This is a genomic window from Streptomyces sp. NPDC002838, from assembly GCF_040295365.1.
Taxonomy (GTDB): domain Bacteria; phylum Actinomycetota; class Actinomycetes; order Streptomycetales; family Streptomycetaceae; genus Streptomyces.
In genome coordinates, this window is record NZ_JBEOVF010000009.1 from 158621 (window position 1) to 180364 (window position 21744).

The following is a 21744-nucleotide window of genomic DNA, read 5'->3' on the forward strand; positions in this document are numbered from 1 at the left end:
GTTCGAGAACCGAGTCGCTTCCCGCTGTCACCTCATGGATGGTAGTGGCCCCGGACGCACCCGAAACAGGTTTGGCGCTGTATCAATCGCCGGTCACGCCGCTCTGACTGACGACCATCGCCTCAACGGGAGGACACGCCATGGCACCTCAGCGATTCCACGAGCAGTTCGACCAGATCCAGCGTTCGATGCCCGACGTCTCCCTGGCCATGGGACCCGACGACGCGGCTGAGTTCATCTACGAGAAGGGCGTGGTCCTCGCCCGCGACGGCGAGGAGGCGCGGCTCGTCGAGGACACCGTGCGCACCCGCTTCACCGAGGCACCCGGCCTGACGCCCGACTACGTGCGCCGGGCGAGCCCGGAGACCAACCGCTCGGGCATCACCCGCATCCAGGTCGGCGACCCCGGCGAGGGCGAACCGGCCGTCGCGCACGCCCTGCGCGCCCTGCGCGAGCACGAGGGACGCGCCGGACGCCGCCTGGTCAGCCGCAATCACGTGGTGTCGATCGCGGTCAACTCCTGCCCCGGCGACGAGCCCGTGCCCGCCCCGCCCACCCAGGGCACCAACCCGGCCCCGGCCGAGGCCGGCTACGACCGGGACACCGCTGTCGGCGTCCTCGTCATCGACAACGGACTCACCCACGACTACGCGTCCGCCGCGCTGCTCGCCCACGTCCAGGGCGACCTCCACGGCACCGAGACCGACAGCCAGGGCAACCTCCTGCAGTACATCGGCCACGGCACGTTCATCGCCGGGCTCGTCGCCGCGGTCGCGCCCAACACGAACGTCACCGTCCGCAACACCCTGACCGACGCCGGCGCCATCCTGGAGTCCGAGTTCGGGGAGAAGCTCTTCGAGGCCGTCGACCAGAACGGCTGGCCCGACGTCATCAGCCTCTCCGCCGGCACCTCCAACGGCCGTACCGACGGTCTGCTCGGCGTGGACGCCTTCATGCGGGAACTGCGCACCCAGCGGACCCTGTTGGTCGCCGCGGCCGGCAACAACGCCAGCGCCACTCCCTTCTGGCCCGCCGCATACGCCTCGCTGCCCGACTACGAGAACGTCGTGCTGTCGGTCGGCGCGCTGCGCGGCGACGGCGAGTTCGGCGCCTGCTTCAGCAACCACGGCCCCTGGGTGCGGGCCTACGCGCCCGGCGAGCGCCTGACCAGCGCCCTCACCGGCTTCGACGTGCCGGTCCCGTACGTGTACCAGCACTCCACGTACGACGCCTGCCGGTACGGCTTCACCTACCAGTGCACCTGCCAGTCGCCCCGCCACACCGGCGTGTTGAGCGAGGCGAACGCCGCCACCAAGCCCGACCAGGTGATGTTCGAGGGGTTCGCGCACTGGAGCGGCACCTCCTTCGCCACCCCCGTGGTCGCCGGGATGATCGCCGCCCACATGGTCGCGCACAAGGAGACCGACCCGCGCGCCGCCCGGCAGCAACTGCTCGCCGCGAACACCGAGCTGGCGGAGGTGCGCGGGGCGCACGTACCGGCGCTGCGCCCGCCCACCTGGCGCCCGGTCCCGGTCGTGCAGCGCTCCGTCGGCGCATGAAGGCCGGAACCGCCCCCTCCACGGCGTACGATGACTTGCCGTACACGAGGGGTGGGGCCGTGGACCGTACAGATGTCGGCGCACTCGTCCAGTCCGCCGTCGACGGTGACGCGGCGGCCTGGAAGGCGCTGGTGGAGGGGCTGAGCCCACTGGTGTGGTCCGTGGTGCGGGCGCACCGGCTCTCCGACGCCGACGCGCACGAGGTGTACCAGACGGTGTGGTTCCGCTTCGCCCAGCACCTGGGGCGGATCCGCGAACCGCAGAAGGCCGGATCGTGGCTGGCGAGCACCGCACGGCACGAGTGCCTGAAGGTGCTCAAGAACTTGAGGCGGACGACGCCGACGGACGATCCGCACGTCCTGGACCGGGTCAGCGAGGACCGTACGCCCGAGCAGTCGTTCCTGGACTCGGAGGAGGCGGCCGCCGAGACCGAGCGGATCCGCCGCGTGTGGCAGGAGTTCGAGGAACTCGGCGAGCGGTGCAGGCAGTTGCTGCGCGTGCTGATGGCCTCGCCGCCGCCCAGCTACCAGGACGTGTCCGCCGCGCTGGGTATCGCGGTGGGCAGCATCGGGCCGCTGCGCCAGCGCTGTCTGCGCCGCCTCCGGGCCCGACTCGACGCACGGGGAGCGCTGTGAACGACATGAGCGACATGTTCGACCTGAACGACGACCCGTTCGCCGAAGAAGGCATCGGCGACGAGGAGTTCGACGACGGAACCGGCGCGGAACTCGACGACGGCCTGCTGGGGGAGCTGCGCCAGGCGGCCGGCATCCTGGACCCGGTGCCGCCCGCACTGCGCCAGATCGCCGTGGAGGCCTACGCCCTGCACGATCTCGACGCCCGGATCGCCGAGCTGACCTTCGACTCGCTGGTCGACGCGATCCCGGTGAGAGGAGCGACGGACCCGCCCCGGATGCTGACCTTCCACACCGGGGACGTGACCGTCGACGTCGAAGTGACCGCGCAGGGCCTGATGGGACAGGTGCTGCCCCCGCAGCCGGCCCGCATCGAGGTGCTCGGCGGCCCGCAGACGAGCCTGCCGCTCATGGCCGACGCGATGGGCCGCTTCACCTCCGAGGAGGCTCCCACCGGCCCCTTCGCCCTGCGGTTGCGGGCCGGCGGGGAGGTAGTGGTCACGGAGTGGCTGCGGGCCTGACCTGCCCCGGCGGGGACCGCGAGCCGCAGCCCGGGGCCGGTCCCCGCCAGGTCCGGCGCGGTCAGCCGGTCACGGCGTCGACGAGGGTGGCGAGCGCCGCCGCGAGGCGCCCGAGGCCCGGCCCGGCGGGCCCGCCCGGCTCGGTCATGTACGTGTCCCGGCGGATCTCCACCATCAGGGCCAAGACGCGGGGCTCCTTGCCGTAGAAGTCGAGCGGTACGTACGTCCCGCTGAACGGACTGTCGAGCCCGATCTCCCCGCACCCTGCGAACGCCGCCCGCGCCGCGGCGAGCAGCGCTGGCGGGGTGTGGAAGGAGTCGGTGCCCAGACAGACGGGCGGCCGCGGCCCCTCGCCGTGCAGTTCGTAGGGCAGCGCGGCGGTGGGATAGGAGTGCACATCGACGACCACGGCCCGCCCGGCGACGGCGAGCCGCTCGGCCACGGCGTCCGTCATGGCCCGCGCGTACGGCCGGAAGTACCGCTCGATCAGCGGCTCGGGATCGGCGTCGGCGGGCCGCAGCGCCGCGCGGTGAGTGGTCCGCGTGTACACGGCGCCCATCCCCACCGCGAGCATCTCCTCCCGTTCGTCCGGAAACCGCTCCGGATCGACGACCAGCCTGGACAGCCGGTTGACGAACCGCCAGGGAGCGACCGCCGACAGCCCGACGGCTTCGGCGGCGAGCTCAGCGGTATGAGCGTCGGTGATGTGGTCCAGCTCCCGCTCCAGCCCCTCGTCGTCCAGCACGATGCCGCCGCGCACCGACGCCGGTATCTCCCGCGCGGAGTGCGGCACATGAAGGATCACGGGGGAGCGGTCCGCGCCGGCGAGGAGCTCGAAGGACGGTGCGGCTGGGGTCATGAAGCTGCTCCCGGGGCGTTGTCAGTGGTGTGATACGTGATCAAGTGCCCTGTCGAACCGGGTCCGGCCTAGGGCCTGTCCGGCGGATCATGCCGCAGATGCAGGGGGTCTGGCACGTCCACCTGCGGCGTTGCCGTCGGTCGCCGACTCCCCCACGCTCGAATGCGCTCGCGCGGGGGACCCCCATCGCGTCGACGCCCTCCTCCGCCTTGCAGCTGCACGCACCAGACCCCGCTCACCTGCGTTGATGGGTCGCCGCCGATTTCCTGCGACCTGATCCGCCGGACAGGCCCTGGTTGCGCGAGCGACCGGAAACCGCTCCGCCCCGGCCGGGCACATGCCGACCGGGGCGGAGTCACGGAATCAGGCGCGGCCGCGAGGCCTACCGCGTCAGCTCAGAGACGTCAGCGCCTCGTTCCACGTGGTCGACGGGCGCATGATCTTGGCGGCCTTGGCCGGGTCGGGCTGGTAGTAGCCGCCGATGTCGGCCGGCTTGCCCTGGACGGCGTTCAGCTCGTCGACGATCTTCTGCTCGTTCGCGGAGAGCGTCTCGGCGAGCGGGGCGAAGGCCTTCGCCAGGTCCGCGTCGTCGGTCTGCTGGGCCAGCTCCTGCGCCCAGTACAGGGACAGGTAGAAGTGGCTGCCGCGGTTGTCGATGCCGCCGACGCGACGGGTCGGGGACTTGTCCTCGTTGAGGAAGGTCGCCGTGGCGCGGTCGAGGGTGTCGGCGAGGACCTTCGCGCGGGAGTTGCCGGTGAAGTCGGCGTACTGCTCCAGGGACGGCACCAGCGCGAAGAACTCGCCGAGGGAGTCCCAGCGCAGGTAGTTCTCCTTGACCAGCTGCTGCACGTGCTTCGGCGCGGAGCCGCCGGCGCCCGTCTCGAACAGACCGCCGCCCGCCATCAGCGGGACCACCGACAGCATCTTGGCGCTGGTGCCCAGCTCCAGGATCGGGAACAGGTCGGTCAGGTAGTCGCGGAGGACGTTGCCGGTCACCGAGATCGTGTTCTCGCCGCGGCGGATGCGCTCCACCGACAGCTTCGTGGCCTCGACCGGGTTCAGGATCCGGATGTCCAGGCCCTCGGTGTCGTGCTCCGGCAGGTACGCCTTGACCTTGGCGATCAGGTTGGCGTCGTGCGCGCGGGTCTCGTCGAGCCAGAACACCGCCGGGTCGCCGGTGGCGCGGGCCCGGGTGACGGCCAGCTTCACCCAGTCCTTGATCGGGGCGTCCTTGGTCTGGCAGGCGCGGAAGATGTCACCGGCGGAGACCGTCTGCTCGATGACGGCGTTGCCGTTCTGGTCGACCAGGCGGACCGTGCCCGTGGTCGGGATCTCGAACGTCTTGTCGTGGCTGCCGTACTCCTCGGCCTTCTGCGCCATGAGGCCGACGTTCGGGACCGAGCCCATCGTCGACGGGTCGTAGGCGCCGTGGGCGCGGCAGTCGTCGATCACGGCCTGGTAGACGCCGGAGTAGCTGGAGTCCGGCAGAACAGCCAGGGTGTCGGCCTCCTGGCCGTCCGGGCCCCACATGTGGCCGGAGGTGCGGATCATGGCCGGCATCGAGGCGTCCACGATCACGTCGGACGGCACGTGCAGATTGGTGATGCCCTTGTCGGAGTCGACCATCGCCAGGTCCGGGCCCTCGGCGAGCTCGGCGTCGAAGGAGGCCTTGATCTCGGCGCCCTCCGGCAGGGACTCCAGGCCCTTGTAGATGCCGCCCAGACCGTCGTTCGGGGTCAGACCGGCCGCGGCGAGGGTCTCGCCGTACTTCGCGAACGTCTTCGGGAAGAAGGCGCGCACCACGTGACCGAAGATGATCGGGTCGGAGACCTTCATCATCGTGGCCTTGAGGTGCACGGAGAACAGCACGCCGTCGGCCTTGGCCTTGGCGATCTGCGCGGTGAGGAACTCGCGCAGCGGCGCGACGTGCATGACGGAGGCGTCGACGACCTCGTCCTTGAGAACGGGTACCGACTCGCGCAGCACGGTGGTCGTGCCGTCGTCGCCCACGAGCTCGATGCGCAGGGCACCGTCCTCGGCGATGACCGCGGACTTCTCGGTGGAGCGGAAGTCGTCGACGCCCATGGTGGCCACGTTGGTCTTGGACTGAGGGGTCCAGGCGCCCATGCGGTGCGGGTGGGTCTTGGCGTAGTTCTTGACCGACGCGGGGGCGCGGCGGTCGGAGTTGCCCTCACGCAGAACCGGGTTGACCGCGGAGCCCTTGACCTTGTCGTAGCGGGCCCGGATGTCCCGCTCCTCGTCGGTCTTCGGATCGTCCGGGTAGTTCGGCAGCGCGTAGCCCTGGCTCTGCAGCTCGGCGATCGCGGCCTTGAGCTGCGGGATCGACGCCGAGATGTTCGGCAGCTTGATGATGTTGGCCTCGGGCGTCTTGGCCAGCTCGCCGAGCTCCGCGAGGGCGTCCGGGATGCGCTGTCCCTCCTCCAGGTACTCCGGGAACAGCGCGATGATGCGCCCGGCCAGCGAGATGTCGCGCGTCTCCACGGCGACACCCGCCTGCGAGGCATACGCCTGGACCACCGGCAGGAAGGAATACGTCGCCAGGGCCGGGGCCTCGTCAGTGTGCGTATAGATGATGGTCGAGTCAGTCACCGGGTGCTCCGCTCCACGTCTGCAACATTGCTCGACATCAAGATATCTCCTGACCGGCCCCGACTCGACAGGGGTCCTTACATGGGTCAGTCGAAGCGGCCCGACGGCACCCCCTCCGCCTCCTCGACGCCCCGCTGCTGCGGGATCATCACGGCACCCTGCTGCAACGCCACCGTCCGCGCCGGCGCCGGAATCCGGATGCCCTCGGTGCGGTAGCGCCTGTGCAGGCGCTTGATGAACTCGTGCTTGATCCGGTACTGGTCGCTGAACTCGCCCACGCCCAGGATCACCGTGAAGCCGATCCGCGAGTCGCCGAAGGTGTGGAAGCGGACCAGCGGCTCGTGCTCCGGGACCGCGCCGGTGATCTCGGTCATCACCTCGGCGACGACCTCGCAGGTGACCCGCTCGACCTGGTCCAGATCGCTGTCGTAGGCGACCCCCGCCTGGACCAGGATGGTCAGCTGCTGCTCGGGACGCATGAAGTTGGTCATGTTCGTCTTGGCGAGCTCCCCGTTGGGGATGACGACCAGGTTGTTGGAGAGCGAGCGGACCGTCGTCTGGCGCCAGTTGATGTCCTCGACGTAGCCCTCCTCGCCGCTGCTCAGCCGGATGTAGTCGCCGGGCTGGACGGTCTTGGAGGCGAGGATGTGGATGCCCGCGAAGAGGTTCGCGAGGGTGTCCTGGAGGGCCAGGGCGACCGCCAGACCGCCGACACCCAGAGCGGTGAGCAGGGGCGCTATGGAGATGCCCAGCGTCTGGAGCACCACCAGGAAGCCGATCGCCAGGACCAGCACCCGGGTGATGTTGACGAAGATCGTGGCCGACCCGGCGACCCCGGAGCGGGACTGGGTGACCGTCCGCACCAGACCCGCGACGACCCGGGCGGCCGCCACCGTCGCGACGAAGATCAGCAGCACGGTCAGGACCTGGTTGATGTTGTGCTGGACCGTCGCGGTCAGCGGCAGCACCGCCGCCGCGGCGGCCGCACCGCCCGCGATCGCCGCCGCCGGCACCATCGTCCGCAGGGCGGCCACGATGACGTCGTCGCCGCTCCAGCGGGTGCGGTCGGCGTGCTTGCCCAGCCAGCGCAGCAGCATGCGGAGCAGGAACGCGGCCAACAGGCCCGCGAGCACGGCGATCCCGGCGATGACCAGGTCGTCCATGGTGAGATCTCGCTTCACCGGTCACCTCTGGGAAGAAGAAGCGCGGCGAAGGCGGTCGCCGACGGCCGGATGTGAAGTTGCGTCACGTTGTCACCTGTTCGATTCCGAGACGAGAGGTCGCGCCGGCCAGGAGGCCCCCCTCTGGTCGGCGCAACCGCTCATCCTGCCGTATCCGGTACATGGGTTCGTACCTGGACCGGCGCCGGATCGCGGTGTTTCAGACGATGCCCTCGGCCAGTTCGGCCTGCTCCCGGTCGGAGTACGCGGCCGTCGTGGGCGTTCCGTACGAACGACGGGCGACGAACCACCACACCGTGGCCAGGACCAGGACGACAGCCAGGGCGACGGACGCGTAGTTCATCGTGTCCACCGTCACCGGCGACGACTGGGGCAGGCAGAACAGGACCGTCACACACGCCACCCACACCACTGCTGTCCAGCCGATCGGCTTGCTCCACTTGCCCAGGTTCCACGGACCTGGCTGGAAACGGTCCCCCGCGCGCAGTCGCAACAGCACGGGAATGGCGTACGCGGGCGTGATGCCGATGACGTTGATGGCGGTGACCGCCCCGTACGCCGTAGCCGAGTACAGGGACGGCAGAGCGAGCACGCAGGCGACCGCCACCGACAGCCAGACGGCCGCGACCGGGGTCTGGGTGCGGTCGCTGACCTTGCGCCACAGTGCGGAGCCCGGCAGGGCCTTGTCCCGGCTGAACGCGAACACCATCCGGCTGGCCGCGGCCACCTCGGCGTTGCCGCAGAACAGTTGGGCCACGATCACCACGAGCATCAGCGCGCTCGCCCCGTCCGTGCCCAGCCCGTCGAGCAGGATCTGAGCGGGCGGCACACCCGTCTCGCTGGCCAGCGTGGCGTCGTAGTCCTGGATGGCGAAGGTGAGACCCGCCAGCAGCACGAAGCCCGCGAGCCACGACACCCAGATGGAGCGCACGATGCCCCGTGCCGCCGACACCGAGGCGTTGGAGGTCTCCTCGGACAGGTGCGCCGAGGCGTCGTAGCCGGAGAACGTGTACTGCGCGAGCAGCAGTCCGATCGCGGCCACGTAGAGGGGGTTGTCCCAGCCGGTGTCGTTGACGAACTCGGTGAAGACGAAGGACGGGGACTGGTGGTGGTCGGGGACGATCGCCAGCGTCCCGACGATGAGCGCGACACCGGCCAGGTGCCACCACACGCTGATCGAGTTGAGCAGGCTCACCAGCCGGACGCCGAACAGGTTGAGCACGGCGTGCAGCAGCAGGATCACGCAGAAGATGATCATCGTCTTGCCGGGCGTGGGCTCGAAGCCCCACTGGAGGTTCATGAACGCGCCGGTGAACAGGGCGGCCCCGTAGTCGATGCCGGCGATCGCGCCGAGCAGACCGAGCAGGTTCAGCCAGCCCGTGTACCAGCCCCAGCGGCGCCCGCCGAGCCGGTCGGCCATGTAGTACAGGGCGCCGGACGTCGGATACGCGCTGGTGACCTCGGCCAGCGCGAGTCCCACGCACAGCACGAACAGACCGACGCCCGCCCAGCCCCACAGCATCACGGCCGGGCCGCCCGCGCCCATGCCGAAGCCGTACAGGGTCATGCAGCCGGACAGGATCGAGATCACCGAGAAGCTGATCGCGAAGTTGCCGAAGCCGCCCATACGGCGGGCCAGCACCGGCCGGTAACCGAGTTCGCGCAGGCGCTTCTCCTCGTCCTGCTGCGGCACTCCCGGGGATGTCACGGGATCGGGGCTGGGGGACATGCGGAAACCTCCGATGAAAACGGGACGAGGTCGGGCGAACAGGACAGGGCAGTGTCAGGCGTCGGGGCCGCCGCCCGCCGACCGGCTGCGCGCACGGGCCTGGCGGAAGATCCGTACGGCCCGGGAGCGGTCGCCCGGGTCGGCGCTGCGGTAGGCCCAGGGCAGGGGCGTGTAGTACGGCCCGATCGCCTCGAACACCCGGGCCGCTTCCTCGAACCGCAGCGCTCCCCACAGGGCGTGGGCCAGGTGGTTGAGGTCGAGCGGGGAGCGTTCGGCGGGGCGGGAGTGCTCGAACCAGACGTCGTACGCCCGGCGCGCCTCGCGGGTGGCGTCCTCGGCCACCCAGTGCAGATCGAGGGAGGCGGAGTGTCCGTCGCCGCGCCGGTAACGCTCGACGCGTACGTAGAGCGGCAGGGTGTGCAGCGGTGAGCCCGGCGGGGCGGAGGCCGACACCCAGTACGCGTAGCCGGCCGCCTCGGCCGGCCGCCCCGAGGTCGCCTGCGCGTACAGGAACTGCAGCATGCGGTGGTGGGCCTCGCGGTTGTGCGGGTCCCGCTTGTCGGCCTCGGCCAGCAGGCCCCACGGGCCGGGCGGCAGCATCGGATCCGGCGGAGGCGCCCGGTGCTCGTCCCAGCGCTGCCCGTGGTCCAGCTGGGCGAGCGCCAGCAGACACACCCAGGGCACCGGATCCTCCGGTGCGGCCCGGGCGGCGGCCTCGCTCACGTCCCAGGCCTCGATCCACAGTTCGTGCGTACGGCGGTGCCGCTCACGGCGTGCCCGCAGCGCGCGCTCCACGGCGACCCGGGCCCGCATCACCGCGGCCGGAACGCTGTGCGGCTCCTCGGCGAGCCAGGCCCGCACCACGTCGGTACCGGCGGCCGCCGCGGCCAGCACCTGGGTGCGCTGCGTCCACTGCCACCAGACCGTGGTCCGCTCCAGCAGGCTGCGCATCGACATCCAGCGCCCGGCGCGCACCTCCTGGAGCGCCGCGCGCAGTTCGGCGTCGTGGCCGGCGGGGTCGTAGACGGGGCGTGCTCCTGCTCTGGCCATCAGCAGCCCGCCTCTTGGTGCGGGTCGTGCGGGACGGCGAGGTGGAGTAACAACAGCCCTCCTCTGGGCGGCGGTTGAGGAGATCGCGTGGGCTGGCGGTCACTATAGAGGCGCGGATTCCGCTTCACCTCCGGTTCCCGGATCATTTCCAACTTCTTTGTGATCGGAGTGAGTTGACTGGTGATCGGCCAGTGTGTGACCTCGATCGATAGATGGCCAGTGGCGCTTCCAGTCCCGCCGTCGGTGGGGGAGTGGGTGCGGATTGACCGGATGTTGCCTCCGTTTTATGCTCGACCTCGTGCGGAGGCAGCCTCCGTTTGCCGGAACCGCAGGATTGTATGAGGCGGGAGGGCGTATGAGCGCAAGGGGGCAGCAGGGGCGTCGACCCCGTGCGGACGTCCAGCGCAACCGTGCGGCCCTCCTGGAAGCGGCGCAGCGCCACTTCCTGAGATTTGGCGTCGGCACTTCCCTGGAGGCGGTGGCCAAGGAGGCGGGCGTGGGCCCGGGCACGTTGTACCGGCACTTCCCCACCCGGGAGGCGTTGCTGGCGGCCGTGTTGCAGACGCGCTCCGAGGAACTGGTGGCGCGCCGGGCGGGCATCGCGCAGCTCTCGGACACCTCCGAGGCGCTGCGGCAGTGGTTGCGGGCGATGGAGGAGTACTTCAGCGCTTTCAGTGGACTGCCGGAACCGCTCATGGCTGCGGTCAGGGAGCAGGAGCCGGGCAACCCGCTGACCCTTCCCTGTGACACTCTCATCGCCACCACCGATGAATACGTGCGGGCCGCGCAGCTGGCGGGGCACGTGCGCGCCTCGGTGAAGGGGTACGACCTGTTCCTCGCGGCCATTTCCGTTGCCTGGATCAGGGGCACCGGCGCCACCGACGAGGAGTCGCTCGGCCGTCTCCGCGCACTCGTTGAGAGCGGATACCGCGAGCGGGACGACGAGGCGTAGACCACCGGCCGCTCCCTCATAGTCGGCTGCCGGGACCCCTGCGAGCCGTGGGGGGAGTCCCGGCGGCGGCCTCATCCGCATCGTCATCACATTGCGCCACCTCTGGGTGGCGCAACATGTGAGCGCAACATATGTAGGGACAAATCATGGGAATTGGTGTTATCGGTACGGGGTCGATCGGAAAGACGCTGGCGCGCAGGTTCAGCGCGGGTGGACACGACGTCCAGGTGGCGAACTCCCGGGGCCCCGAGACCGTCGATGCCGACGCGCTGGAGTTCGGGGCGCGTGCGGCGACGGCGGCCGATGCCGTGCAGGGCAAGGACGTGGTCATCCTGTCCGTTCCCTTCGGGCGGATCCCGACGGTGGCGGCTCTCTTCGCCTCCGTGCCAGGCGAGACCGTGGTCATCGACACGTCCAACTACTTCCCCCAGCTCAACGGCGCCATCGAGGCCGTGGACAACGGCCAGGTGGAAAGCCTGTGGGTTGCCGAGCAGTTGGGGCGGCCCGTCGTCAAGGCGTGGAACGCCGTCCTGGCAGGCACCTTGCAGACCAAGGGCGTTCCGACGGGAACTTTGGGTCGCATCGCGATCCCGGTTGCCGCCGACTCGGACGAGGCACGGCGTGTGGGCATGCGCCTCGTGGATGAGAGCGGCTTCGATCCCTACGACGCCGGGGTGCTGGCCGACTCCTGGCGCCAGCAGCCGATGAGCCCCGCCTACTGCACCGAGCTGGGTCTGGAGGACCTGGAGCCGGCCCTGGAGGCGGCCGACCGGGCCGAGGCCCCACACAACCGTGACCGCATGATGGAGCGCCTCGCCGCCTTCACGTCCACCCCCACACTGGACGAGATCGTCGAACTCAACCGCTCCCTCCACCGCTGACCAACCGACGCCGCCGCGCTCGTGCACGGGACGACACGAGGGTTGCGGTCTCGGCGGCACGTCACGGACACGAAGAGCGCACAGCCCCACCCGTGCTGCGGCCTGCAGCTTCGGCGCGACCCTGCCTGCAAGCACCCGGCCGAAGGGGCGTCCGCCTGAGCCGCTGAGCGGTCCGGAGCAGAGCAATGACGGCACACCCCTCACGGTTGACTGGCGATCGGCCGGCGAACGGAAGTGTCGTCGCCCCTGGTCGGGGCCGCTTGACGCGGTGCGGGCGGCGACGGCAGGCTGTCTGGCGGTGATCACTAGGGGAGGGACGTGATGACAGGTCCGGTGCTCGCCGTCGACCAGGGCACGTCCGGCACCAAGGCCCTGGTGGTCTGCCCCGAACGCGGTGTCATCGGCACCGGTTTCGCCGCCGTACAGCCCCGCCACCTGCCCGGCGGCCTGGTGGAGGTCGGCCCCACCGAGCTGTACGACTCGGTGGTCGAGGCCGGGACGCTCGCCCTGGCCGCGGCGCGGGAACCCGTCGTCGCGCTGGGCCTGGCCAACCAGGGTGAGACCGTGCTCGCCTGGGATCCGGCGACCGGCCGCCCGCTCACCGACGCGCTGGTCTGGCAGGACCGCCGGGCCGAGAGCGTGTGTGCCGAACTGGCCGAGCACGCCGACGAGTTGCGGCACCTGACCGGTCTGCCGCTCGACCCGTACTTCGCCGCCCCCAAGATGGCCTGGATACGACGGCACCGCACCGCCGACGGAGTCGTCACCACCAGCGACGCCTGGCTCGTCCACCGCCTCACAGGCGCCTACGTCACCGACGCCGCCACCGCCGGGCGCACCCAGCTCCTCGACCTCGACCGCGCCGAGTGGTCGCCGCGCGCCCTCGACCTGTACGGCCTGTCCGGTGAACGCCTCCCGGAGGTCGTCGACAACGCCGCCGCCGTCGGCACCACCACCGCCTTCGGCGCCGAGATCCCGCTCACCGGGCTGGTCGTCGACCAGCAGGCCGCCCTGCTGGCCCAGCGCATCACCGCACCCGGCGGCGCCAAGTGCACTTACGGCACCGGCGCGTTCCTCCTCGCCCACACCGGCGACACGCCGAGACGTGGCACCTCCGGGCTGGTCAGCTGCGTCGCCTGGCGGCTCGCCGGACGTACCGCCTACTGCCTCGACGGCCAGGTGTACACCGCCGCCTCCGCCGTCCGCTGGCTCACCGACCTCGGCGTCATCCAGGGCGCCGCCGACCTCGACACCGTCGGCGGCACCGTGCCCGACAGCGGCGGAGTCACCTTCGTCCCGGCTCTCGCCGGGCTCGCCGCCCCCTGGTGGCGCGGCGACCTGCGCGGCTCGCTCACCGGGCTCGGCCTGGACACCACCGCCGGCCACCTGGTGCGCGCCCTGTGCGAGGGCCTGGCCGCCCAGGTGGTGGAACTCGCCGACGCCGCGGCGACGGACCTCGACTCACCCCTGGACGTGCTGCGCGTCGACGGCGGCCTGACCCGCTCGGCCCTGCTCATGCAGACCCAGGCCGACCTGCTGCAACGCCCCGTCGAGGTGTCCGCGCTGCCCGACGCGACCGCGCTCGGCGTGGGCGCCCTGGCCCGGCTCGGCACCGAACCCGGCCTGAGCGTCGCCGACGCGCTCCCCGACTGGAAGCCCGCCGCCGTGTACGAGCCGCGCATCCCGGCCGACGAGGCCGCCGAACGCCTGGGTGTCTTCCGGGCCGCCGTGACCGCGCTGCTCGACGGGACGCCCGGATGACGGACGACGCGCGGACGGCGGTCACTCGTCGAGGGGCGCTGCCTTCCGTGACGTACGACGTGGCGGTGGTCGGCGCCGGAGTCGTCGGCTCGGCGATCGCCCGGGCCCTGGCCCGCCACCCCCGGCTGCGCGTCGCCCTCGTCGAGGCGCAGGACGACGTCGGCCAGGGCACCTCGAAGGCCAACACCGCGATTCTCCACACCGGTTTCGACGCGGTGCCCGGTTCCCTGGAGGCCCGGTTGGTCCGCGAGGGCGCGCGGCTGCTGGGCGCGTACGCCGCCGAGTCGGGCATCCCGGTCGAGGAGGTCGGCGCGCTCCTCGTCGCCTGGGACGAGGAACAACTCGCCGCGCTGCCCCGCCTGGCGGAGAAGGCCGAGCGCAACGACCACCACGCCACGCGCCTGATCGGGCCCGCCGAACTGTACGAGCGCGAGCCCCGCCTCGGCCCGGGCGCGCTCGCCGCCCTGCACGTGCCCGGCGAGGGCGTCATCTGCCCCTGGACGACGACCCTGGCGTACGCCACGCAGGCCGTCCGCCACGGAGTCGACCTCCACCTCAACTCCCCTGTGGAGCGGGTGAGTCGGCAGGACGGCACGCACGTCCTCGCCACCGGCCGGGGCACCCTGCGCGCCCGCTGGCTGGTGAACGCGGCCGGCCTGTACGCCGACACGCTCGACCGGCATCTCGGCCACCGCGACTTCTCCGTCACCCCGCGCCGGGGCCAGCTCCTCGTCTTCGACAAGCTCGCCCGCGATCTCGTCCGCCACATCCTCCTGCCCGTCCCCACGGCCCTCGGCAAGGGCGTCCTGGTCGCCCCCACCGTCTACGGCAACGTCCTGCTCGGCCCCACCGCCGAGGACCTGGACGACAAACGGGCCACCGGCTCCACCGCCGACGGCCTGGCCCTGCTGCGCGAGAAGGGCCGCCGTATCCTCCCCGGCCTGCTCGACGAGGAGGTCACCGCCGTCTACGCGGGCCTGCGCGCCGCCACCGGGCAGGACGACTACCGCATCTCGGCCCACCCCGAGCAGGCGTACGTCACCGTCGGCGGCATCCGCTCCACCGGCCTGACGGCGTCCCTCGCCGTCGCCGAGCACGTGACGGGGCTGCTCGCCGAAGCAGGGTTGGACGCGGGCCCGGCGCGGGAGCTGGAGGCCGTGCCCATGCCCAACCTCGGTGAGGCCTTCCCGCGCCCGTACCAGCGGCCCGAACTCATCGCCGCCGACCCCGAGTACGGTGCCCTCGTCTGCCACTGCGAGCGCGTCTCGCGCGGGGAGATCCGGGACGCCCTCGCCAGTACGATCCCGCCGGCCGGCCTCGACGGACTGCGCCGCCGGACCAGGGCCCGGGCGGGGCGCTGCCAGGGGTTCTACTGCGGGGCGGCGGTGCGGGCGCTGTTCGAGGGGGCCGGTGGTGCGGCCGTGTCGGAACCGGTCGAGAGGCGTCGGGCATGAGGGCGGCACGCGAGGTCGACGTCCTCGTCGTCGGAGCAGGCCCCGCGGGGCTTGCCGCCGCCGCGCGCCTGGCCGCCGCCGGCGTGGGCCGGGTCGAGGTGCTGGACCGGGAACAGGAGGCCGGGGGAGTGCCACGGCACTGCGCGCACGGCGGGTACGGCACCTGGCTGCACCCGCTGACCGGCCCCGCGTACGCCCGCCTGCTCGTCACCGCCGCCGCGCGCGCCGGAGCGGTCGTACGCACCGGGGTGACCGCCCTCGACTGGGCCGGCCCCCTCTCGCTGCGCACGGTCGGCCCGCACGGACCGGAGACGATCGGCGCACGGGCCGTCGTCCTGGCCACCGGAGCGCGCGAACGACCCCGCGCCGCACGGCTGGTGCCCGGCACCCGCCCGGCCGGGGTGTACACCACGGGCGAACTGCAGCAGTCCGTGCATCTGTACCGGCAGCGCATCGGCACCCGGGCGGTGGTGGTCGGGGCGGAGGACGTCTCGTACAGGGCCGCCGACACCGTACGGGCCGCCGGAGCCACGATCGTCGCCATGACCACCGACTTGCCCCGCGCCCAGACCGCACCCGCGCGCACCCTCGACACCCGCCTCCGCCGGGGCGTCCCGCTCCTCACCGGCACCACGGTCACCGAACTCGTCGGCCACGGGCGGCTGTCGGGCGTGCGCGTACGGCACCACGACGGCCGGACGGCCACGCTGCCCTGCGACACCGTCGTGTTCACCGGCGACTTCGTGCCTGACCACGAACTCGCCCGGCGCGGCGGACTCACCCTCGACGCCGGCACCCGCGGACCGGCCGTCGACGGCTCGCTGCACACCTCCCGTCCCGGCGTGTTCGCCGTCGGCAGCGTGCTGCACCCCGTGGAGAGTGCGGCGACGGCGGCCCGGGAGGGCGTCCACACCGCCGGCGCCGTCCTGGAGACGCTCGCCGGAGCCGAACCGCGGCCCGACAGCGCCCCCCTGCTCGTGGAGCGGCCCCTGCGCTGGATCGCCCCGAACCGCGTCACCCCGGGCGACCGCCTGCCGTACGTCCTGCGCACGGCCACCCCGCTGCCGCGCCCTGTCCTACGGGTCACCCAGAGCGGCCGCCTCCTGCACCGGGAGCGCCTGTGGACGCCCACGGCCCTGCCGAACCGCACCCTGACCCTGACGGCACGCTGGACCGGGAGGGTGGATCCGAAGGGCGGGCCGGTACGGGTGACGATCAGCTGAGTACCGGTCGGGCTGTCGGCGGCTCAGATCACCTTCAGACGCACCAGCGCGCCGAGCGTCAACGCCCCCGGCACCAGCGGGAGCCACACGGTGATGATCCGGTAGGCGAGGACCACGGCCGTGGCCACGGCCACCGGGCCGCCAGCCGCCACCAGTGCCACGACCAGCGCGGTCTCGACCGAACCGAGCCCACCCGGTGTGGGCACGAGCGCGACGGCGACCGTCGCCGCCAGATAGGCGAGCGCCATGTGCGCCGGCGGCACGGACAGCCCCAGCGCCCGCCCGACCAGAACCAGTCCGGCGGCCTGCAACGCGGGGAAGGCGAGCGAACCGCCCCACAGGGCGAGCGCCCGGGACGGGCGGGTGTGCACCGAACGTGCCTCGCTCAGCGCGGTCCGCAGGAAGGAGGACACCGCCGTCCGCAGTCGGCGTACGAGCGCCAGCGCGCCCGCGGCGACGGCCAGGGCCACGCCGAGCCCCCACAGCAGCGGGCCGACCGCTCCGTCGGGCAGGAGCGTGCCGATCTGCAGCGCGTGCGGGAAGGCGATCAACAGCACGGCCAGCAGGCCCAGCCGGCCGATCGACTCCGCCAGCAGATACAGCGCGAGCGCGGCGGAGGAGCGGGCCAGCGGCAGCCCGCACACCGTCATGAACCGCAGGTTGACCGCACCCGCGCCCAGACCCGTCGGCAGCAGGTGGTTGGCCGCGCCCGCCGCGAACTGCGTGGCCAGCAGCCGCCGTTTGGGCAGCGGCTCCACGACGGCACCCTGCCGGGTGACGGCGGCGGCCACCCAGGTCAGACACGTGGCGCCGGCCGCGGCCACCAGCCATGGCCACTGGGCGTGTGCGAGGTGGCGAAAGCCCTCGGCGAGCACGGGCCGGTGCCGTACCGCGACCACGGCGACGAGCACGAGCGGAAGCAGACACAGGACCTGGCGTATCCGGCGGATCGGGACGCGACGGGGGACTCGTCGCTCGGGGAGTTGTACCGCTGTCACACCGGCAGAGGCTTCCCAGCCCGCGCCAACTGCGGGTTGCGGAAGCGGGGCCAGGGGCTTACGTACGGTCATCGGGTCCTTTTCGGAGTCGACCTCGAGGGTGACGTCACAGTTGACCTCAATATTGCTTGAGGTTCTACGGTCCTTCCCATGAGCATGGAGACCACAGCCTGGACCCAGCTGCACAGCGTCATGAACGCAGAGCAGGACAGCCGCCCCTTCGCCCGCGCCACACTGCGCCGCATCGGCGCGTTCGCCCGCCCGCACCGCCGCCGCATCGCGTACTTCGTGGCGCTCGGCGTGGCGACCGCGCTGCTCGCCGTCGCCACCCCCGTCCTCGCCGGACGAGTCGTGAACGCGATCGTGTCGGGCGGCGACGAGAGCACGGTCGTACGGCTGGCCCTGCTCATCGCGCTCATCGCGGTCGCGGAGGCGGCCCTCGGCATCCTCGGCAGACGGCTGTCGGCGTCGCTCGGCGAGGAGCTCATCCTCGACCTGCGGACAGCGGTGTTCGATCATGTGCAGCGCATGCCGGTCGCGTTCTTCACACGTACTCGTACGGGAGCGCTCGTCTCCCGTCTCAACAACGACGTCATCGGCGCCCAGCGGGCCTTCAGCAACACCCTGTCCGGAGTGGTCAGCAACCTGGTCACCCTGGTCCTCACCCTCGCCGTCATGCTCACGCTCTCCTGGCAGATCACCCTGCTCGCGCTGGTGCTGCTGCCGGTGTTCGTGATCCCGGCCCGGCGCATGGGCAGCCGGATGGCCCGTATGCAGCGGGAGGCGGCGGCGCTGAACGCGGCGATGGGCACCCGGATGACCGAGCGTTTCTCCGCCCCCGGCGCCACCCTGGTCAAGCTCTTCGGCCGCCCGGAGGAGGAGTCCGAGGAGTTCGCGGCCCGCGCCCGCCGCGTGCGGGACATCGGCGTACGCACGGCCGTGGCCCAGTCCGTGTTCATCACCGCCCTCACCCTGGTGTCGGCCCTCGCGCTGGCCCTGGTCTACGGCCTGGGCGGCTGGTTCGCCCTGCGCGGCACCCTGGACCCGGGCGCGGTCGTGGCCCTGGCACTGCTCCTGACCCGCCTGTACGCCCCGCTGACCGCCCTCGCCGGCGCCCGCGTCGAGGTGATGAGCGCCCTGGTCAGCTTCGAGCGGGTATTCGAGGTGCTGGACCTCGAACCGCTCATCGAGGAGAAACCGGACGCCCGCGAGGTCCCCGACGGCCCGGTCTCCGTCGAGTTCGACCACGTCCGCTTCGGCTACCCGTCCGCCGACAAGGTCTCCCTGGCCTCCCTGGAGGAGGTGGCGTCCCTCGACACGCGGGGCGGCGCCGAGGTCCTGCACGGCGTCTCCTTCCGCGCCGAACCCGGCCAGACCGTCGCGCTCGTCGGCTCGTCCGGCGCCGGCAAGTCGACGGTCGCGCAGCTGCTGCCGCGGCTGTACGACGTCGACGAGGGCGCCGTCCGCGTCGGCGGCGTCGACGTCCGCGATCTGAGCGCCGACTCACTGCGCGGCACCCTCGGCATGGTCACCCAGGACGGCCACCTCTTCCACGACACCGTCCGCGCGAACCTCCTCCTGGCCCGCCCCACCGCGACCGAGGACGACCTGTGGGACGCCCTGCGCCGCTCCCGCCTGGACGATCTCGTACGGTCCCTGCCCGACGGCCTCGACACCGTGGTCGGCGAGCGCGGCTACCGGCTCTCCGGCGGCGAACGCCAGCGCATGACCATCGCCCGCCTGCTGCTGGCCCGCCAGCGCGTCGTCATCCTTGACGAGGCCACCGCCCACCTGGACAACACCTCGGAGGCCGCCGTCCAGGAGGCGCTCACCGAGGCCCTGCAGGGCCGGACGGCGATCGTGATCGCACACCGGCTGTCCACGGTCCGCGCGGCGGACCTGATCCTGGTGGTCGAGTCCGGCCGCATCGTGGAACGCGGCACGCACGAGGAACTGCTGGCCCTCGGCGGACGGTACGCGCAGCTGTACCGGACGCAGTTCGCGCAGCGGCCCGGGGAGATGCCGGGTCAGGCGAAGGTCACGGGTGAGGTGACGAAGATCGCGGCGGTGGCGGCCAGGCCGTGCGAGCGGCGGTCAGGCGTGCGCTGACCAGGGCGCGCAGCCCGTGGCCGGCTTCGGCGGCCTGTGCCGATGACGGTTCCTTGACGTCGACCGGCATGCAGACCCCGATGAACATTGCCGGAAAGCGGCAATGCGCGGCCTGCTGCCGAACAGGCACCATGGCTCGCGGGGAGCACGCCGGATGGTTCCGGTGCCGGACACCCGCAGGTGCCGGCATCGGAACCCGGGGCGGGGGGTGAACTTCGGCCTGCGGTTCGCCGAGAGCGGCCGCGGCCCGCGAAGACTTCGGAGCACCCGCCCCGGAGCCCCGCGGGGCCGAGTCTCACCGACGGCAGGGGCGGACAGGTCCGTGCGCCGCGCCAGCGACTGGCGCTCCAAGGGTCCCCCGTCCGGCCCACCCAGCCCGGGTCGCGGGCAGCCTCTGACCGCGGTGGTCCGTGGCCCCGTTCACCTCCCGCGACCCGACCGAGCACGCGAAGACCGCCGTCTCGCTGCGGCGTCGCGGGCGTTCCTTGCCCACTCGTCGCTCTCGGGCCAGGCCGCCCGGCGCAGCCGGTCCGTCAGGACGCGCAGCCGTTCCACCAGCTCCTCGGGCTCGTGCACCACGAAGTCGAAACCGAACGCGGCCACCCACACGGCCAGATGGTCCAGGCTGTCCGATCCGATGCGCAGCAGGCACGACTCGTCATCGAGGGGCTCGATCGTGGCCAGCGTGGTCGGCACTTCGTCGGCGACCTCCACCGCCGAGCCGCGCATCGTCAGCACGGCCCGGTAGCGGTACTGGGCGGTGGTGCGGCCCGCCGCCAGATAGCTGACGAGGTCCTCGGCGGGCAGGGGGCGCGGGGTGAAGCGGGGCCCGGTGGGGATCCGCAGCTCCAGTCGGTCGACGCGGAATCTGCGCCAGTCCTCCCGCTGGGTGTCCCACGCGAAGAGGTACCAGCGCCGCGCGTCGTGGACGAGCCGGTAGGGCTCCACGTCGCGCACGGAGCGCTCCCCGTCGTACGAGACGTAGTCGAACCGGAGCCGTTCGCGGTCGCGCACGGCCGAGGCGATCGCGCTCAGCGCCGACGCGTCGATCGTGCGGCCCGGCACGGGCACGGTGACCACCGCGGAGCTGAGCGTGTTGATCTGGTGGCGCAGCCTGGACGGCAGCACCTGGTCGAGCTTCGCCAGCGCCCGCACGGACGTCTCCGTGATGCCCCGTGACCGCACCCGACGCCGCCGTACGCAGCCCCACCGCGACGGCGACCGCCTTCTCGTCGTCGAGCAGCAGGGGCGGCAATGAGGCACCGGCGCCCAACTGGTAGCCCCCGCCCACGCCCCCGATCAGCCCGAGCAGACCCAGCAACCGGGCCGAGGTTTCCAACATGGCGGGAGCTTCCCACCGATCGCGGTCAAGAGGTGACCGCGAAGGCTCCCAACGTCGTCGCACGACCGAAGGAGACCACCCATGACCATTCTTGTCGCCGGTGCCACGGGCAACGTCGGACGCCCCCTCGTGGAGCAGCTGCTCGCGTCCGGACACCAGGTCCGCGCCCTCACCCGCAACCCGCGGAAGGCCGACCTCCCGGCAGGCGCGGAGTCCGTCGCCGGAAACCTGGCGGACACCGCGAGCCTGGCCCAGGCCTTCGACGGCGTGACCGCCGCGCATCTGATCAGCTTCAACGGCGAGGACTTCTCCCCGCTCACCAACGGCACCGAGATCGTCGACCTGGTGCGCAGGGCCGGGGTGTGCCGGGTGACGGTACTCAAGGGCGAGGTGGAGAAGAGCCCGCTGGAACAGGAGGCGGGCGGCCTGGAGTGGACCCATCTCCCACCGGTGGAGTTCATGTCCAACGCGCTGGAGTGGACCGAGTCGGTGCAGTCGCGGGGCGTGGTCCGCGAGGCCTTCCCCGAGGCCAAGAGCGCCATGGTGCACGAGGCGGACATCGCCGCGGTCGCCGCCGCGGCCCTGACCACGGAAGGCCACGCGGGCCAGGAGTACTGGCTCACCGGCCCCGAGGTGCGCTACGTGGAGCTCACCCGGGACGAGATCGTCGCGCAGTGGCGGCAGCAGGGCTACTCGGAGGAGGACATCGAGTTCTTCGTCATGATGCGCACCAACCCGCCCGAGGCCGGCTGCACGGTGCTGCCGACGGTGGAGAAGGTGACGGGCAAGCCGGCCCGCCCCTTCGCCCAATGGGTGCGGGAGAACGCGGCCGCCTTCGGCGGCTGACCGGCGGCGCGCAGCCTGGTGGGCGATCCGGTCG

Annotated in this window: 16 protein-coding genes and 1 pseudogene; 10 read left to right on the forward strand and 7 right to left on the reverse strand. The window is 71.9% G+C overall.

Annotation, left to right across the window (positions count from 1 at the left end; translation table 11 throughout):
• The first annotated feature begins 140 nt into the window (after positions 1–140).
• Genes ABT063_RS14925 through ABT063_RS14935 form a run of 3 tightly spaced genes read left to right on the forward strand, consistent with a single transcriptional unit; the run spans position 141 to position 2715 of the window.
• Complete coding sequence (locus tag ABT063_RS14925) at positions 141–1559, forward strand: S8/S53 family peptidase (RefSeq protein WP_351057697.1); 1419 nt, start codon at positions 141–143, stop codon at positions 1557–1559.
• A gap of 59 nt (positions 1560–1618) precedes the next feature.
• On the forward strand, positions 1619–2194 hold the full coding sequence (locus ABT063_RS14930) for an RNA polymerase sigma factor (RefSeq protein ID WP_351057699.1): 576 nt from the start codon (positions 1619–1621) through the stop codon (positions 2192–2194).
• A gap of 14 nt (positions 2195–2208) precedes the next feature.
• A complete protein-coding gene (locus tag ABT063_RS14935; protein WP_351057803.1) occupies positions 2209–2715 on the forward strand; it encodes a hypothetical protein in 507 nt (168 codons plus the stop codon).
• Positions 2716–2776: 61 nt separating this feature from the next.
• On the opposite strand, the gene ABT063_RS14940 is transcribed toward ABT063_RS14935, so the two are convergent.
• The 5 genes from ABT063_RS14940 to ABT063_RS14960 form a co-directional block, all read right to left on the reverse strand.
• On the reverse strand, positions 2777–3574 hold the full coding sequence (locus tag ABT063_RS14940; protein ID WP_351057700.1) for an N-formylglutamate amidohydrolase: 798 nt from the start codon (positions 3572–3574) through the stop codon (positions 2777–2779).
• 390 nt (positions 3575–3964) lie between these two features.
• Positions 3965–6184: an NADP-dependent isocitrate dehydrogenase gene (locus ABT063_RS14945; protein WP_351057701.1), complete on the reverse strand. Its 2220-nt coding sequence runs from the start codon at positions 6182–6184 to the stop codon at positions 3965–3967.
• Positions 6185–6270: 86 nt separating this feature from the next.
• Positions 6271–7347 (reverse strand): mechanosensitive ion channel family protein, encoded by a 1077-nt coding sequence (locus ABT063_RS14950; RefSeq protein WP_502990815.1) that lies wholly within the window; start codon positions 7345–7347, stop codon positions 6271–6273.
• A 217-nt stretch (positions 7348–7564) separates the two neighbouring features.
• Positions 7565–9094, reverse strand: a complete 1530-nt coding sequence (locus ABT063_RS14955; protein ID WP_351057703.1) for an amino acid permease — start codon at positions 9092–9094, stop codon at positions 7565–7567.
• 54 nt (positions 9095–9148) lie between these two features.
• Positions 9149–10144, reverse strand: coding sequence for a hypothetical protein (locus ABT063_RS14960; protein ID WP_351057704.1), 996 nt, complete (start codon positions 10142–10144; stop codon positions 9149–9151).
• A gap of 355 nt (positions 10145–10499) precedes the next feature.
• On the opposite strand from ABT063_RS14960, the gene ABT063_RS14965 reads away from it, so the two are divergent.
• The 5 genes from ABT063_RS14965 to ABT063_RS14985 all read left to right on the forward strand — a co-directional run bounded on the left by ABT063_RS14965 (position 10500) and on the right by ABT063_RS14985 (position 16415).
• The gene (locus tag ABT063_RS14965) at positions 10500–11096 is read left to right on the forward strand and encodes a TetR/AcrR family transcriptional regulator (RefSeq protein WP_351057705.1); all 597 of its coding nucleotides are present in this window, start codon (positions 10500–10502) and stop codon (positions 11094–11096) included.
• A gap of 146 nt (positions 11097–11242) precedes the next feature.
• Positions 11243–11977 carry an NADPH-dependent F420 reductase gene (locus ABT063_RS14970; protein ID WP_351057706.1) on the forward strand — a complete coding sequence of 245 codons (735 nt, stop codon included), beginning with the start codon at positions 11243–11245 and terminating at the stop codon, positions 11975–11977.
• A 321-nt stretch (positions 11978–12298) separates the two neighbouring features.
• Positions 12299–13738 carry an FGGY family carbohydrate kinase gene (locus ABT063_RS14975; RefSeq protein WP_351057707.1) on the forward strand — a complete coding sequence of 480 codons (1440 nt, stop codon included), beginning with the start codon at positions 12299–12301 and terminating at the stop codon, positions 13736–13738.
• Complete coding sequence (locus ABT063_RS14980) at positions 13735–15192, forward strand: FAD-dependent oxidoreductase (protein WP_351057709.1); 1458 nt, start codon at positions 13735–13737, stop codon at positions 15190–15192. The genes ABT063_RS14975 and ABT063_RS14980 overlap by 4 nt, the downstream gene beginning before the upstream one ends.
• A complete protein-coding gene (locus ABT063_RS14985; protein ID WP_351057710.1) occupies positions 15189–16415 on the forward strand; it encodes an NAD(P)/FAD-dependent oxidoreductase in 1227 nt (408 codons plus the stop codon). Before ABT063_RS14980 ends, ABT063_RS14985 begins: the two co-directional genes overlap by 4 nt.
• A 23-nt stretch (positions 16416–16438) precedes the next feature.
• Here the strand turns inward: ABT063_RS14985 and ABT063_RS14990 are convergent, their stop codons facing one another.
• A complete protein-coding gene (locus ABT063_RS14990) occupies positions 16439–17413 on the reverse strand; it encodes a lysylphosphatidylglycerol synthase transmembrane domain-containing protein (RefSeq protein WP_502990813.1) in 975 nt (324 codons plus the stop codon).
• Positions 17414–17569: 156 nt separating this feature from the next.
• Between ABT063_RS14990 and ABT063_RS14995 the strand changes: the two genes are divergently transcribed.
• Positions 17570–19522, forward strand: a complete 1953-nt coding sequence (locus ABT063_RS14995; protein ID WP_351057806.1) for an ABC transporter ATP-binding protein — start codon at positions 17570–17572, stop codon at positions 19520–19522.
• A gap of 420 nt (positions 19523–19942) precedes the next feature.
• Here the strand turns inward: ABT063_RS14995 and ABT063_RS15000 are convergent.
• Positions 19943–20864: pseudogene (locus ABT063_RS15000) on the reverse strand (helix-turn-helix transcriptional regulator).
• Between the two features lie 81 nt (positions 20865–20945).
• On the opposite strand from ABT063_RS15000, the gene ABT063_RS15005 reads away from it, so the two are divergent.
• Entirely contained in the window at positions 20946–21710 is a 765-nt protein-coding gene (locus ABT063_RS15005; protein WP_351057711.1) for an SDR family oxidoreductase, read from the forward strand.
• The last annotated feature ends 34 nt before the right edge of the window (positions 21711–21744 follow it).

What these genes read in the sequence shown, in the direction of transcription:
- ABT063_RS14950 (WP_502990815.1), bottom strand. Translation starts at nt 7,347, where the DNA reads ATGGACGACCTGGTCATCGCCGGGATCGCCGTGCTCGCGGGCCTGTTG.
- ABT063_RS14970 (WP_351057706.1), top strand. Translation starts at nt 11,243, where the DNA reads ATGGGAATTGGTGTTATCGGTACGGGGTCGATCGGAAAGACGCTGGCG.
- ABT063_RS14985 (WP_351057710.1), top strand. Translation starts at nt 15,189, where the DNA reads ATGAGGGCGGCACGCGAGGTCGACGTCCTCGTCGTCGGAGCAGGCCCC.
- ABT063_RS14980 (WP_351057709.1), top strand. Translation starts at nt 13,735, where the DNA reads ATGACGGACGACGCGCGGACGGCGGTCACTCGTCGAGGGGCGCTGCCT.
- ABT063_RS14955 (WP_351057703.1), bottom strand. Translation starts at nt 9,094, where the DNA reads ATGTCCCCCAGCCCCGATCCCGTGACATCCCCGGGAGTGCCGCAGCAG.
- ABT063_RS14965 (WP_351057705.1), top strand. Translation starts at nt 10,500, where the DNA reads ATGAGCGCAAGGGGGCAGCAGGGGCGTCGACCCCGTGCGGACGTCCAG.
- ABT063_RS14925 (WP_351057697.1), top strand. Translation starts at nt 141, where the DNA reads ATGGCACCTCAGCGATTCCACGAGCAGTTCGACCAGATCCAGCGTTCG.
- ABT063_RS14935 (WP_351057803.1), top strand. Translation starts at nt 2,209, where the DNA reads ATGTTCGACCTGAACGACGACCCGTTCGCCGAAGAAGGCATCGGCGAC.
- ABT063_RS14960 (WP_351057704.1), bottom strand. Translation starts at nt 10,144, where the DNA reads ATGGCCAGAGCAGGAGCACGCCCCGTCTACGACCCCGCCGGCCACGAC.
- ABT063_RS14940 (WP_351057700.1), bottom strand. Translation starts at nt 3,574, where the DNA reads ATGACCCCAGCCGCACCGTCCTTCGAGCTCCTCGCCGGCGCGGACCGC.
- ABT063_RS14995 (WP_351057806.1), top strand. Translation starts at nt 17,570, where the DNA reads ATGGAGACCACAGCCTGGACCCAGCTGCACAGCGTCATGAACGCAGAG.
- ABT063_RS14975 (WP_351057707.1), top strand. Translation starts at nt 12,299, where the DNA reads ATGACAGGTCCGGTGCTCGCCGTCGACCAGGGCACGTCCGGCACCAAG.
- ABT063_RS15005 (WP_351057711.1), top strand. Translation starts at nt 20,946, where the DNA reads ATGACCATTCTTGTCGCCGGTGCCACGGGCAACGTCGGACGCCCCCTC.